General features: G+C 34.8%; 13 protein-coding genes. 8 read left to right on the top strand and 5 right to left on the bottom strand.

Going from position 1 to position 13884, the window contains the following annotated elements:
- Positions 1 to 108 precede the first annotated feature (108 nt).
- Entirely contained in the window at positions 109 to 480 is a 372-nt protein-coding gene (locus Y7E_RS0126780; protein ID WP_017154273.1) for a YxeA family protein, read from the top strand.
- Positions 481 to 1173: 693 nt separating this feature from the next.
- Here the strand turns inward: Y7E_RS0126780 and Y7E_RS33355 are convergent.
- Positions 1174 to 2369 (bottom strand): IS3 family transposase gene (locus Y7E_RS33355; protein ID WP_154652025.1). Its coding sequence is split into 2 segments (ribosomal slippage): positions 1174 to 2063 and positions 2063 to 2369, totalling 1197 coding nucleotides; the frame shifts between segments, so codons are not numbered across the junction.
- A 437-nt stretch (positions 2370 to 2806) separates the two neighbouring features.
- Here Y7E_RS33355 and Y7E_RS0126760 point away from each other — a divergent pair.
- A complete protein-coding gene (locus Y7E_RS0126760) occupies positions 2807 to 3571 on the top strand; it encodes a TatD family hydrolase (RefSeq protein ID WP_017154271.1) in 765 nt (254 codons plus the stop codon).
- Between the two features lie 115 nt (positions 3572 to 3686).
- Positions 3687 to 5195, top strand: a complete 1509-nt coding sequence (locus Y7E_RS0126755; RefSeq protein ID WP_017154270.1) for a DL-endopeptidase inhibitor IseA family protein — start codon at positions 3687 to 3689, stop codon at positions 5193 to 5195.
- A gap of 35 nt (positions 5196 to 5230) precedes the next feature.
- On the opposite strand, the gene Y7E_RS0126750 is transcribed toward Y7E_RS0126755, so the two are convergent.
- Positions 5231 to 6883 (bottom strand): DUF2334 domain-containing protein, encoded by a 1653-nt coding sequence (locus Y7E_RS0126750; protein WP_017154269.1) that lies wholly within the window; start codon positions 6881 to 6883, stop codon positions 5231 to 5233.
- Positions 6884 to 7175: 292 nt separating this feature from the next.
- Here Y7E_RS0126750 and Y7E_RS0126740 point away from each other — a divergent pair, with 292 nt between their 5' ends.
- Entirely contained in the window at positions 7176 to 7709 is a 534-nt protein-coding gene (locus tag Y7E_RS0126740) for a transglycosylase SLT domain-containing protein (protein WP_017154267.1), read from the top strand.
- Here the strand turns inward: Y7E_RS0126740 and Y7E_RS30440 are convergent.
- The 3 genes from Y7E_RS30440 to Y7E_RS0126725 form a co-directional block, all read right to left on the bottom strand.
- Positions 7699 to 8145, bottom strand: a complete 447-nt coding sequence (locus Y7E_RS30440) for a GNAT family N-acetyltransferase (RefSeq protein WP_017154266.1) — start codon at positions 8143 to 8145, stop codon at positions 7699 to 7701. The genes Y7E_RS0126740 and Y7E_RS30440 overlap by 11 nt on opposite strands.
- A gap of 56 nt (positions 8146 to 8201) precedes the next feature.
- Positions 8202 to 8972, bottom strand: a complete 771-nt coding sequence (locus Y7E_RS0126730; protein ID WP_017154265.1) for a DUF4931 domain-containing protein — start codon at positions 8970 to 8972, stop codon at positions 8202 to 8204.
- A 160-nt stretch (positions 8973 to 9132) separates the two neighbouring features.
- Positions 9133 to 9255 (bottom strand): hypothetical protein, encoded by a 123-nt coding sequence (locus Y7E_RS0126725; RefSeq protein ID WP_017154264.1) that lies wholly within the window; start codon positions 9253 to 9255, stop codon positions 9133 to 9135.
- 422 nt (positions 9256 to 9677) lie between these two features.
- Here Y7E_RS0126725 and Y7E_RS33925 point away from each other — a divergent pair, with 422 nt between their 5' ends.
- The 4 genes from Y7E_RS33925 to Y7E_RS0126705 all read left to right on the top strand — a co-directional run bounded on the left by Y7E_RS33925 (position 9678) and on the right by Y7E_RS0126705 (position 13852).
- A complete protein-coding gene (locus tag Y7E_RS33925) occupies positions 9678 to 9812 on the top strand; it encodes an RAxF-45 family protein (RefSeq protein WP_313771947.1) in 135 nt (44 codons plus the stop codon).
- A 125-nt stretch (positions 9813 to 9937) separates the two neighbouring features.
- Positions 9938 to 11818 carry a ribosomal protection-like ABC-F family protein gene (gene abc-f, locus Y7E_RS0126715; RefSeq protein ID WP_017154263.1) on the top strand — a complete coding sequence of 627 codons (1881 nt, stop codon included), beginning with the start codon at positions 9938 to 9940 and terminating at the stop codon, positions 11816 to 11818.
- A 181-nt stretch (positions 11819 to 11999) separates the two neighbouring features.
- Complete coding sequence (locus Y7E_RS0126710; RefSeq protein ID WP_017154262.1) at positions 12000 to 13193, top strand: sensor histidine kinase; 1194 nt, start codon at positions 12000 to 12002, stop codon at positions 13191 to 13193.
- Entirely contained in the window at positions 13190 to 13852 is a 663-nt protein-coding gene (locus Y7E_RS0126705) for a response regulator (protein WP_017154261.1), read from the top strand. Before Y7E_RS0126710 ends, Y7E_RS0126705 begins: the two co-directional genes overlap by 4 nt.
- Positions 13853 to 13884 lie beyond the last annotated feature (32 nt).

Below are 13884 nucleotides of genomic sequence, written 5' to 3'. Positions count from 1 at the left end.
TACAAAAATGTAAGGGAAATGTAATGGGATTCAATGGCGGAATTGAGTCTTTCTCTTTAAAATAAGTTTATAGAAAACTACACATATTGTATGGAGGAGGAATCCATCTTGGAGTGGGAAAGGGTAAAAAAGCGAGTAATTATTACTGGGATTGCGACGGTAGCTGCAACTATACTACTACTACCAACAAAGCTTGGACCAGTAATTGATAAATATAATCCATTTTATAAAACGAAAGAATACTATACGATTGTAAATGGTATCGGTCAGCACGTTGGCGATGATTGGTACGAATATGAATTTGTTGCATACGATGAAAAAGGAAGAGAACAAACTATAAAGAAAACGGTAAAAAATATGTTAAAAAGAGATGAGGCATTGAAAATTTTCGCAAAAGGACGTTATGGTGAATCATTAGTAGAGATTGAGGATCAAAATATTCCTGTGCAGGCGAGAAGTCAGCTTTTGAAGATGAGGTAAAACATTGTAAAAAACTGTAACATGGCGAGTGTATTACAGTCTTTTATTGCATATAAAGTGAAACTTTAATCAGTGGGAATCTTACTGCCCGTTAATGCGGGATAAATCTTTTAAAGAAGAAATTTTTCGTTATCAGTATTTGAATATACAATTACTATATAAATACGAATTGAAAAACTGACATAAACCTTTCTTTTTAGGTGGGAGAGAGCATCCGGCCAAGCATAGAAGCGGTCAGACCCTCTTCTGCATCATGCCAAGTTAAAACAAAGGGAGAAAACGAGTGCAGGTCACCTTTTATTCTTCGTAGCAGTGACTTATATGTCGAAAAATCAAGATAGTTTTATATATAATATGTTTTAATTAGACAGTGAGTATGGAATCTAGGAGCTCTAACTATATAACAAGAAAGTAGAAACAAGTTTATACTAGGCCAAGCTGTAAGTAGAGCTGCAACGCTAGCAAGTCTGATTACAGCTAATTTGTTAAAAGTGATATTGTTCATGACAACATTGTAAGGTACATGTAAGGTAATTCGATAGTTGCCATATGCGAATTCTATTACAATACAAGTAGAAAGTTTGAACATATAACTTTCTGTCTGAAATGATGATGAATGTTTGAAAAACAACCAACTATTGAATAGGCCTTATCTTGGTGTTAGCCCTGTCAAGTAGACAGCTATAAAAAAGACTAGGCAGCCATCAAGATTCGATATTCTATCGGAGCTCGGTGGTTGAGTCGTTTTTGGAATCGTTTATAGTTATAGAAGTAGATATATTCCTCAATTGCTTGTACTACTTCTTCTTCTGTTTTAAAATGGTGTAAATACAACATCTCCGATTTAAAATGGGAGAAAAATGACTCGATGCAGGCATTATCATGGCAGTTTCCTTTGCGAGAGTGGCTGCCGATGATACCCAAATCTGAAAGTCGTTTGTTGTAGACATGAGATGTGTACTGGAACCCTTGATCTGAATGAAGAATGGTTCCACGCACATCTCTTTTTTGTACCAAATTTTCAAGCGTATCTAATACGAGTTCATTGTCATTGCGTCTAGAGATTTTCCAAGAAACAATTTCATTATTATAAATGTCTTGCACGACAGAAAGATAGCGAAATCCATCTTGGATTCGTAAATACGTAATATCTGTAACGAGCGCTTCATTTTGTTTTCGATTTTTAAATTCACGGTTTAAAACATTCGGAAAAGTATTCGAATAATTCCCTTTAAAGAAGCGTCGCTTCTTACGAATAATAGATTGAATGTTGAGCTCACTCATTAATCGATAAACCTTTTTATGATTTACAAAGAAACCTTCCTCCTGTAAAGCTATTTTCATACGTGGATAGCCGTATTGTTTGTACTTCAGGTGGATAGATTGTATCACTTTTTTTAATTGTTGATCCGCTTCTGATCGTACATTTTTAGCTGTTTTCGCACGGATCCATTTATAATAACCCGCTCGATGTACACCTGCGAATTTAGTAAGCCAAGTGATCGGATATTTCATTTTTAACGATTCAATGATACGATATCGCTCCTTGTGCCTCAGTGCACCTCCATTTACAGATTTGGATAACGCTTTTTTAAATATGCAACCTGTGCCTTGTAGTAGTCTCTCTCTTCCTCCACACTGTTAAAATGGACACGTTTTCCTTTTAGAGGATTAGGAATACCTTGAGTTCCGCTATTTTTTCCACGAGTATCTGTAATATCACCCAATTCTTTATATTTTTTCACCCAATCCTTAAGTTGTGTAGAGCTCCTGATATTATATTGCTTAGCTATAGCTTGATAACTGCCTTCTCCATTTAAATAACTTTGAACAGCTGATAGTTTTAATCCATCTGAATACGTATTGAATGTTGTACCTTTTTTAACCACGAAAAATCCCCTCCAAGTAATAGTGTAACACCCATGTATGTACATGGTCTTTTTACACTGTCTACTTAAAGGGGATAATACCATCTCATTATGAGATGAGGCTATTTTTTAAAACCTTACAACATTGTAATGTTTTCGTAAGTTAATTCGATAGCTTATTTGTCACATTTTTTGCATAATAAAAATAGATAAAAAATTAGGAAAGGTAATAAGAAGGGAGAAGAATGGGATGCAAAAAGAAGAAGTAGTTAAGTTTCCGATAAAAGATTTCTGTAGATACTTTACTGTTGCTGTCGTATGTGTTGGACTTTTTGATATAATTACAAATTTAATTGTTAAATAATATAGATGATAAAACAAGAAGGAGCTTCCTTCTTGTTTTTTATTTGCACTCACTCTTGAATATCATATTAAAATGGGTGTAGGAGATGATAAAGATGCGGTGGATCGATAGTCATATACATTTAGATCAATATAGGAAAGAAGAACAAATACATTTAATTGATAATGTAAGAGGAGCGGACGAGATTGAAGGTATGATTGCGGTATCGATGAACTATCATTCTTGTCAACAAACATTATCTTTAGCCAAACAACATTCATTTGTACATCCAGCACTTGGTTTTCATCCGGAGCAAGTAATCAATGAAAAAGAATGTGAGCAAATTTATAAGTTAATTGAGGAGAATGCAAAAAAGCTTGTTGCTGTAGGAGAGGTCGGCTTGCCATATTACTTAAGGCAAGAACAGCAAGATATCGTATTAGGTTATTATGTAGAGGTGTTAGAGAGATTTATCATACTTGCGAAAAGGTTCAATTTACCGATTGTTTTACATGCAGTCTATGAAGACGCTGATATTGTATGTGATTTACTGGAACAGTATGAGATATCACGTGCGCATTTTCATTGGTTTAAGGGGAGTAAAAAAACGATGGAGCGAATGATTCAAAATGGATACTACATTTCAATCACACCAGATGTTATGAAGAAGGAGAAAATTAGAAAGATTGTATCGTTTTATCCATTAGAATATATGATGGTAGAAACCGATGGACCTTGGGAATTTCAAGAAGATATAATGACACATCCGAATATGATTAAAGATGTGCTAGTGGAGATTAGTCAGATTAAACAATTGCCAATAGAAGAGGTAGCAGAGCAAATATATCAAAATACAGTTCAGTTTTATGGGAAAAGGTAGAGGTAAAGAAAAGCCTCTATCCTTTTTTATTTGAAGTATATGGATATTATTTCTATTATTTTCTATAATTTATAATATACATCGAGGTTTTAATAAAAGGAGATGGGGAAAAAGAGTGGGGAGAGTATATAAAAAAATGGCTGTTGCTATTATGACGGCAGCTATGGTGATTTCTGTATTGGGATGTGAAACAGAGAAGAAAGCGACGACCACAAGTATAGGACAAGAAATAAAAGAAGTTGATCCAGCAGTAAAAGAACAAATGAAAGAAAATGAGAAAAGAGGAAATGCGATCGGAAATATCTCTAATAAAGGAAAAATGGCAGAAGGTGATGGTTGGATCTACTATGCGGTAAATGGTGATAAAAATACAGGGGGCATTTATCGTACGAAAGATAAGTTTCAAACATCGGAGCTTGTCGTAAAGGGAGTAAACGCTTCTTATATAAATATAAAAGATAAGGCTTTATATTTTATCCACTGGGATCGAGAGAAAAATACGAATACAAATGTAATGCCTTCTTTGATGAAATATGATATTTCTACAAAGAAATTAGATACGCTGAAAACAAATACAAATTACGTTTACGTAAAGGATCAATCGTTATTCTATACGAAAAAGTATTCTGAACATGGTGGGTTTGATATTGTAGGGATTGTGAAATTGGATTTGAAAACAGGACAAGAAGAAGAGTCACCGATTAAAACATCTGGTTGGGCTGAAACGATCGATGATAATATTGTGCACTGGAATAAATTTCGTGGCACACAAGTGAGCAAAGGTGACCAAACTTGGTCAAAGGAAAGTTTTGCAGAAATATCTAGTGGTACATACAATAAGGAAAAACTATATGCAATTGTAGATTTTTCGTTGAATTTAGATAATCAAAAACGAGATAAGGGTATATATGAGTTGGATGTTCAACAAAATAGAGAGACATTAGAAATAAAAGATGCCTTAAAGATGAATATAAAAGGAGATTCCTTCTATTACTTAAAAAAAGACGGTGTTTATAAAAGAAAGATTAATGGTGGGAATGAAAAGCAAATTTATGATGGAGCGGTTGAACCATCTAAATCTTATTTATACTTTATAGCCGGTGACATGCATTTATATACAGATAATGGTCTAATTCTAAATCTTGATACAAAGAAATCAAATGAAAAGCAAGATAAACGACTATCTGATGATGCATTGCTACGAAAGGTAGTCAACGCTCAACAAGAGATTATTAATATTGCCGTTTCAGCATCAACAGGGAATACGAAACCAGTAGACCGTTTTTCATACGGGGAATTAACACTTCCTACATATAATACGAAGACGGCATTAGAGACATCATTAGCTACTTATTTCTCAAAGGATTTCATTACGAAGTATATGAAAAGTGAATACATAAAGGAAATAGGTGGAAAGATGCACTATGTTGTTGGAGATTTGGGATCAGGAGCAGGTACTAAATATACCAAAATTATTTCTGCTAAGCTAAAAGATGGAAAAATATTGGCGACGGCAGAAACGTATAATGACTATGAAGATGTGAAAAAAGAAGTAGAAATAGAGTTGATCTACGAGAATAAGCAATGGGTAGTAGATAAAGTGCCTCGTTTTGATTTGGAATAAAAAATACCAAGCACAAATTTGTGCTTGGTATTTTTTTATGATTCGAGCCGTTTTGCACGCCGTATTAATAACAAAAATACAATTAAGACGATTCCAAGTATGAGAAAAAATCCATACTTCTTCAGAGATTCAATCGTGTCACTTAAAGAAAAAGGTTTATCAATATGGATACCATCTTTATTAGAAGTAATGTGGATATCCTTCATCTTTACTTCATTTGATTCTCTTTGTAAATCAATCCATTCTATATTTGGAATGCCTTCTAATTCACTTAATAGTTGTTTGAGAGGTGTGATCCCTAAGTATGGGTGATAGAAGGAACCGATTATGCCATCTGATAGCTTTGTAAATGATAATGCACGTTCTTTCATTTTAGAAGCTGCATGAGGATGATCTGCCTCTATAAATCCAACTGTTTCAGGGAGCACCTTCATCCCATGTAAAAAAGATGGTTTACTTGAAAAGGCTGTTGCGTGCATGGTTTTCCATGTTGCGTCACCTAACTGTAATTGCCCTACATAAGTTGAAAAGTAGCGTGATAATATCTCATACCCTTTTTGTGAAATTGCATAGTGCGGTGCTTCAAAAGCGAGCGGGTATAATTTAGCTGCTACGAGTTCTTCAATTCCTTTTTCAATATGTTCTGTTATATACGTTTCTTCAAATTTTTTACCATTTTCCACGTATTCCTTATAAGCAGTATCTGACTCGAAATCCTGTCTCGCTTTTGGTTGTTCATGATTAGGATGGCGGATCGGTTGATCAGTTTTTACATCCCAAAATTCAAATCCTTCTCCTGTTTCACTATCATAAAATTGGTGGGTATAGCCATGCATAACGATGGAGCCGCCGTTATCTTGCATAAAACGTAATACATCTATTAACTCAGGTTTATCTTGTAAGTGTATTGTCTTTCCTGTACTTGGATCTTTATACACTGGGATGACAGCAATCATATAAGGTATATTCTTTTCTTTTAATAGTTCAGCGATTTTCTGTAATTGCTTCGTATCGGCTGTTGGGTGTATATCTTCTAAGCGTAAATAGGCACGATGTTTATTTGTTTCCGGTTTTTGTTGGAAGTAAGAAAAGAGCATTTCACCAACGTAATGAGATGTCCAATTAAACAGCTGTGATGTCGCTACGTAATAGGATTGATTTTGTTTCACGATAAAGGGATATGTACCGTTTGAACCAATTGCATATGCAAGAGGAGATTCCCCAGCTGTATCAAATTGTTGAATCAAACGATCTTCGTGCAAGTTGTTTTTGAGATGATGTGTTGGATATTGTAAAGTATGAACTCGCACTTGTTCTTCTTTAAGCGTAATAAAGGAAAAACGATTTGGTAATTGTTCTATATTTTCCCCGAGAAATAATAAGGGGCCTGAAAAACTTTCTAAAAATTGTTTTGTTTCATCAGAAAAGTGCTCTTTTTTCTCTCCTATGTAAATGACATGTGTATAAGATGATTGTGTAGGAAGTTCGTTTGGCTGTGCTGCATTTTTTAGTGTTATATCACTTGTAAAATGTCCGAGTAAATTATTTAAAATTTGTATATCATTTGTAACTTGTCCGTTTTCTGTGCTATGCAAAATCAGTACTTTTGGCTTTTTCGTTGTTTGAGCAGAAGTATGGATAGGAATGAGTAGTAAAATGGTGAGAAAGAGTAATAACTTTCCTTTCATGTAGGCAGTCTCCTGTTCTTTTTGTAGAATTCAATTTACAATTATATACAAATAAAAAGGTGGAATCCATGTAAAATGGGTTATGGTAAAAATTACATATATATAATAGAGAAAGAATGCTACATTTTTCTTACTATTTTATTATGCATTGTTCATAAAATCGGTCTAAAGCATGATGTTAAGATGAATGCTTGTTTGATATGATTTAAGAGTAATAGGATGATAGATTGCAGGTAATTGTAAAGGAAGGGCTGAAAGGGGACAAATTTCAGCATAGAAAGAGGTAGAGGTAGTGAAAAAATTCTTTGTAGGATTTTTAGTTGTTCTTGGGATGTATTTATATTTCCAAGGAGAATCTGAAGGAATGGAAAGATTGACGAATCAAACAAGTTACGTTGATTCAGAGGAAGCAAAACAAATGAAACAAATTATTATTGAAGAAGCAAAGAAAGTAAATCTCCCAGAATGGATACCTCTTACAATTGCCGAGCATGAAAGTCGTTTGAACCCGCGAAGTGTTGGAGACAATGGCACTTCTTTTGGATTATTTCAGTTACATCGAGGCGGGGGACTTGCTCCTGATCACCTAACGGACGAGCAATTGAAAGACCCGCGGACAAATGCCCAAATTGCCATGCCTCATTTAATGAAAGGGTATAAAAGAGGTGTGCAAAAGGGTTTAACAGATTTAGCATTACTAAAATATATAGCAAATACGTCCGGGTGGCCTGGCAATCTAGGAACTGAGTGGACAGATCAAAATATGAAGTATAACGTTGGGCTAGAGGACGTGTACTATCGAAATAAAGGGGTAATCAAAGAGTAGGTGCTAAGAACCTACTCTGTTTTTCTAACAGAAAAAGCTCCATTTCATTTTGTTTATTAGTAAAGCCTATTTTTTTGTATAGCGGTTCACCATCTTTAGACGAATGAAGCCATATTCGTTTTACGCCGTTTTCTTTACATTCCTCTAAGCGGTATTCTAGTAATTTTTTGGCTATACCATGTCCACGGTACTTCGGCAGAGTATACATGTTCAAAATGTAGGCTTCCTTGCCTTCTAAATTTTCTATATAAGGTGGTCGATGAAAGAAAGTTACTCCACTTATACTAACAACTTTTTCATTGACGGTAGCTATATAAGCGATAAAATTTCCTGTTTGTATTTCAACTTGTAAATATTGTTCTGTAGCGCGCCTGAAAGAACCTTCCTCTTCATATGAATGCAGCCCATCTACTTCTTTAAGTAAGGAAACGCGCAAATCAATTAATGACTCTATATCATTTATAGTAGCTTTTCGAGCTATATAATTTATTTTTACTCACCTTTTCTCGTAAAATATCGTGCGAGTTGTTGCTTCACATCTTCTAGCTTTGTAGAAACTTGAGGGATTTTATACCCGACATATAATGGTGAAACAACAAAACGAGGAACAACTTTACAGACTATTTTTTCATGGAGATGATAGAAGAATAAATTATAGCTGCTACATCCTTTATGAAAATCTGTTAGTATGTAACGCACAGTTTGCTGAATATAGTGTGCCATCATATCGATCGATTTCATGTCTTCAATGACAATATTAAACTCGGTGAAGCCGATAATTGGTCGTGTAGAAATATTAAGTTCAATCTGTTCGTCTTTTTTTACGATTACGCCTTGAAAGTTTTTAGGTGCTATGTTTTCCAGGCAGTCTACATACTTCATTCCGATAATTTGCATATGCGCATGGTGCAAACTTCCCCCTGAAAATGGACCGTGATTTTTATATAAAATAACGGAAGTAAATTCATTGCTCTTTTCTAAAGCGAGCCAATGTTTAATTGAGAAACGAATTAATTTTTGCATATGTTCTTGTGTATAGGTTGCGATATGATCATCACAATTATCCGTTTCGATAAGAACTGTTTGGAACGTATCTTTCAATGTTGGAAATTTATTTTTTAACCAGATGATAGAATTTTCGGTTTCTAAAATATCAGTGAGGTTTTCTGTATCGCAAAAAGGACAAGCGGTGCTTTTATTGCGAATACTTTCTGGTTTTTGTTTTCCAATATCATTTAAAAAATAAAGTTGTTGTGTATCCATTCGTATATGCCCCTTTGAAAATATATGTAAAATTCCCGTCTACTATATTCGTGAAAAGGAAAGGGAAATCCTTTGTAGTGAGAAGAGGAGAAGGAACAACAATTTTTAATAGAAAAAACAAAAGACAAGATATCCTAATTGCACATGGGTATCTTGTCTTTTATTTTTTCTGTAATAATGTATATGGATAATATAGAGTATTTTCATTCTGTTTCTTTTTTCTATTTTTTAGTGTGTGTAAGGCAAAGATTGTACCTACAATTGTAAAAATGGCTTTCTTCATATTCGTTTTCCCCTTTTTATTGTTCATTTAATTCTTGGCTAACTGCTTTTGCATCAATTAAAGCGTGGAGAATCATTTTTACCATGTTCATCATTTTTATTCCTCCTTTTATAGTTGGTTTAGTTCTTTTACAACTGCTTGTCCGTTTACTAACACTTCGAAGATTGCTTTTACGATTTCTTTCATCATGATTATTTTCTCCTTTTGTTTATCTCTTGTTTACATCTTTATTGTATAAGGAGGCTTCATTTCGTACTATCGCTTTCCATTACGTGAACATAACAGTTTTGTAAGATTGGATGTAATTTGTTGAAATGTTTAGTCTATCTTCATTATTTTCAGAAAAATGACTATTCAAACATTAAATGGGGAAGTATAATAAAGAAGTAAGTATCAAATTTCGTACGAAAGGAGTGAATGAGATGAAATGTTCTTTAGCTGTGCGCACAAAATTTTTAGATTTCCTCTATTTTTGTCGTGCGATTTTTCATGATGTGGTTGCCAACGGGATACGTATGCCCTTTTTTAGCAATTGCATAGTAGCTATTGAACGATAGAAATCTCTTCACCCATTTTTATAAGACGTGTGAAAAGGGAGCTATTTAGCTTCCTTTTTCTATGCCAAAAACCATGGGGAAAGTTTCTTTCCCCATGGTTTTTTACGTTGAAAGGAGTACGGAAAATGACAATTTGTAGTGTAAACAATATAACGAAATCTTTTGGTGGAAATATCATATTTGAAAATATATCGCTTGAAATAAAGAATGGCGAACGCATTGGATTAGTTGGCCGCAATGGTAGTGGGAAGACCACAATTTTTCAGTTGTTAACAGGAATAGAGAATATAGATGCTGGTGCAATTCATATGAAGAAAGGGACACGTATTGGTCATGTAGCACAAATTCCAAAGTTTGCTGGTGAAGCGACTGTATACGATGTATTAAGCTCTGCTTTTGTAAAAGAGAAAGAATTGGAAATAGAAATGCGTAGTTTAGAGAAACGTATGGCAGAGGAACAAGAGCCAGCTGATTTACAAAAATTAATGGAGAAATATGGAGTAGTACAGGAACAATTTGCGTTCTTGGGCGGCTATGAAATAGAAGCGAATATCATGAAGGTAGCAAATGGTCTACAAGTAACAGAGCTATTTTCACGTATTTTTACGCAGTTAAGTGGAGGAGAACAAACAAAGGTGAGTCTCGCCTATATGCTATTGCAGAAACCAGATTTACTCCTGTTAGATGAACCAACAAATCATTTAGATTTATTTGCAGTGGAGTGGCTTGAACAATTCTTGAAAGAGTATACAGGAACAGTTATTGTGATTTCACATGATCGTTATTTTCTAGATGAAGTCGTTACGAAAATTTTTGATTTAGAAGATGGCGAACTTCACGTGTACTATACCAATTACTCGCAATTTGTGAAAGAAAAGGAGGAAAGGCTACTGCAAGAGTTCCAATCTTATCAGGAACAGCAAAAGAAAATAAAGAAAATGAAAGAAGCAATTAAGCGCCTAAAAGAATGGGCGAATCAAGCGAATCCTCCGAATGAAGGACTGCATAAACGGGCTAGAAATATGGAGCGCGCTTTAGAACGGATGGAAAAGTTAAAGAAGCCAATTATAGAAAGAAAACAGATGGGACTTCAGTTTGAAGGACAAGAGAGAAGTGGAAAAGACGTTATTGTAATGAAGGAAGTTGGCAAAAGTTTTGCTGAGCGTTCTTTATTCCAGGGGGCGAATTTACATGTTCGTTTTCAAGAGCGTGCGGCTATTGTTGGGCGTAACGGTACAGGGAAAACAACATTATTAAAATTGTTATTGGAGGAAATGAAACCAGATACTGGCGAGATTCGAATCGGTAGTGGTGTGAAAATCGGTTATTTATCACAGCATGCTTATGGAAATATAAAAACTAAGGTACTGGAAGCTTTCCGGGAGCATGTAGCTGTAACAGAAGGAGAAGCTCGCCACATATTAGCTCGCTTTTTATTTTATGGCCCAGCTGTTTTTAAAAAGGTCAATCAACTTAGCGGTGGTGAACGAATGAGATTACGTTTGGCACAGCTTATGTATCAAGATATAAACTTCCTTGTGTTAGATGAGCCCACAAACCATCTTGATATCGAATCGAGGGAAGTGTTGGAAGAAGCACTCGAACAATATAATGGAACAATCCTTGCTGTTTCACATGACCGCTACTTTTTAAATAAGTTATTTGAGAAAACGTATTGGATTGATGAGCATAAATTGTTTGAGTTTGCAGGGAACTATGCTTGGGCACGTCAGAAATGGGCAGAAAGAATAGAGAATCAAGTAGTGAAACAAGAGCAGCAAGAGGTTCCAAAAATAAAAGTAATGAATGTAAAGAAGAAGGAATCTAGTGATGTAGAAGGAATTGAAAATAAGCTTATGCATATAGAAGAAGATATATATGCGCTGGAGTGTACAATGGAAGACGAACGTGATGTTGAAGTGCTAGAACAGCTATATAAAGAAAAAACAGAGAAAGAGTTATTACGTGTAGAATTATATAACAGATTAGACAGTATGATGGAATAAGTAAAAGAAAAGCAAGTTATCCTCTCGTAGTATGTGAGTAAGGAGGCTTGCTTTTCTTTATGGGAATGGAGGGGCGTTTTGTTCATCATTGTTATAAATTCCCTTTCGTTATATTATGAATATGATTTTCAAAACAGGGGCGTAATTTTAAATGAGAGTTAAAAAATATGAGGGGGGCCTTATGTTAGGGTACGCGCGTATCATTACGATTGTTATTATTTGTATTGTATATATGATTTATGTTTCACGTGAAACAGTAGACTTGAAAATCTTCGTTGGTTTTTCATTATTTGTTTACATTGTAAATCACATTCTACTTATGCACTCACATCAAGAGAAGCGGCGTAATTTATATATATTACTTTCAAATGGGGTAATTACAGCCCTATTAGGATTCTTAGTTCCACAGACATCTTTATATTTAATTATATTTGGGATTGATGCAGTAGGCTTATTTATGAATACACAACGGAAAGTAGTCGTATATTTGTTTGCGAGTTTTTTCTTTGTATGCTGGTTTGCTATTTTACTATATACATATTGGTATGCTGGAGAGATAAGGATTTGGGAAAATGCCATTAATTTTATGTTCATTGTCTTCAGTGCTTTAGCGGGAAACTTAATTAAAAAACTTACAGTAGCTCGCCAAACTGTTGATGATCAATATGAAAAATTGACATTATCACATACAGCTCTAAAAGAAGCATATGAACAGTTGCAGCTTTATGCAAAAGAAGTAGAGGAATTAACTACAGTTCGGGAGAGGAACGATATTGCCCGAGAAATTCATGACACAGTTGGTCATAATATGACGGCTTTACTTGTTCAATTGCAGCTTGCTGAGGCTTTATGGAAGCAAAAGTCGGAAGTTACAGAAGAAGTTTTACATACATGTCATGAATTAGCTAGAAAATCTCTGCAAGAAGTAAGAGCATCGGTTCGTACATTGAAAGAGGAACAAAACTTAGGAAATATAATAGAGAATGTGCGTGAAATGCTAAACGAATTTTCAAAGGTAACGAAAGTACAAGTAACATTTCATTTACAAGGTGATCCAGTTACGATTCCACTGTCATTACATCCTCCTTTACTACGGGTTATACAGGAATCATTAACAAATGCGAAGCGACACGGAAAAGCTAGCGCGTGTGAAGTTAGACTTATTTGTTTGGACGAAAAAGTTATGTTATCTATTTCAGATAATGGTGTCGGTGTAAATGAAGTGAGTCCAGGTTTTGGGCTAATGAATATGAAAGAACGTGTAGAAGAGCATGGGGGGATCATTCGATTTGAGTGTGAAAAAGAGAAGGGGTTTCGATTGCAGATTGAGTTCCCACTTAAGGAGAAGAAGTGGGTAATAGGAGGAACAGTATGATTCGTATTATGATCGTTGATGATCAATCACTTATTCGTGATGGTTTAGCAATGCTATTAAATTTACGTTCAGAACTTGAGGTGGTGGGAACAGCGAATGATGGGGATGAAGTAGTTCAAAAGGCGGAACAACTACACCCTGAAATTATTTTGATGGATATTCGAATGCCACGTATAAATGGTGTTGAAGGAACTCGTTTAATAAGAGAAAGATTTCCTGATATGAAGGTTCTTATGCTGACGACTTTTAATGATAGTGAACTTATTTTTGAAGCATTAGAACAAGGAGCGAGCGGTTATTTATTAAAAGATATGGAGACGGATGCAATTGTTCAGGCAATATTGACGGTCCATGGAGGAGGAGCCGTTCTTCCTCAAGATATAACAGCGCAAATTGTGAAGGAACTAAAAAGAACAAAAGTAGTAGAAATATCGGAGAAAAGTAAGCCAAGGCAAATGGAACAATTAACAGAGCGTGAAATAGATGTATTAAGAGAAATAGGTCTTGGATTAAATAATAAAGAAATTGCTGAGAAATTGTTTATTACAGAGGGAACTGTAAAAAATCATGTATCTAATCTAATTAGTAAGCTAGAGCTTAGAGATCGGACGCAAGCAGCTATATATGCAGTAAGATACGGTGTTACAACATACACATGACTTTTGGCATAGAAAAATAAGGAAAAGCAGCA

The organism is Bacillus bingmayongensis, assembly GCF_000299035.1.
Classification (GTDB): Bacteria; Bacillota; Bacilli; order Bacillales; family Bacillaceae_G; genus Bacillus_A; species Bacillus_A bingmayongensis.
The sequence above is the reverse complement of the archived record's forward strand: the minus strand, read 5'-3'. Positions and strand labels throughout refer to the sequence as shown.

What these genes read in the sequence shown, in the direction of transcription:
- Y7E_RS0126705 (WP_017154261.1), top strand. Translation starts at nt 13,190, where the DNA reads ATGATTCGTATTATGATCGTTGATGATCAATCACTTATTCGTGATGGT.
- Y7E_RS33925 (WP_313771947.1), top strand. Translation starts at nt 9,678, where the DNA reads ATGAAATGTTCTTTAGCTGTGCGCACAAAATTTTTAGATTTCCTCTAT.
- Y7E_RS0126725 (WP_017154264.1), bottom strand. Translation starts at nt 9,255, where the DNA reads ATGAAGAAAGCCATTTTTACAATTGTAGGTACAATCTTTGCCTTACAC.
- Y7E_RS0126730 (WP_017154265.1), bottom strand. Translation starts at nt 8,972, where the DNA reads ATGGATACACAACAACTTTATTTTTTAAATGATATTGGAAAACAAAAA.
- Y7E_RS0126760 (WP_017154271.1), top strand. Translation starts at nt 2,807, where the DNA reads ATGCGGTGGATCGATAGTCATATACATTTAGATCAATATAGGAAAGAA.
- abc-f (WP_017154263.1), top strand. Translation starts at nt 9,938, where the DNA reads ATGACAATTTGTAGTGTAAACAATATAACGAAATCTTTTGGTGGAAAT.
- Y7E_RS0126750 (WP_017154269.1), bottom strand. Translation starts at nt 6,883, where the DNA reads ATGAAAGGAAAGTTATTACTCTTTCTCACCATTTTACTACTCATTCCT.
- Y7E_RS0126710 (WP_017154262.1), top strand. Translation starts at nt 12,000, where the DNA reads ATGTTAGGGTACGCGCGTATCATTACGATTGTTATTATTTGTATTGTA.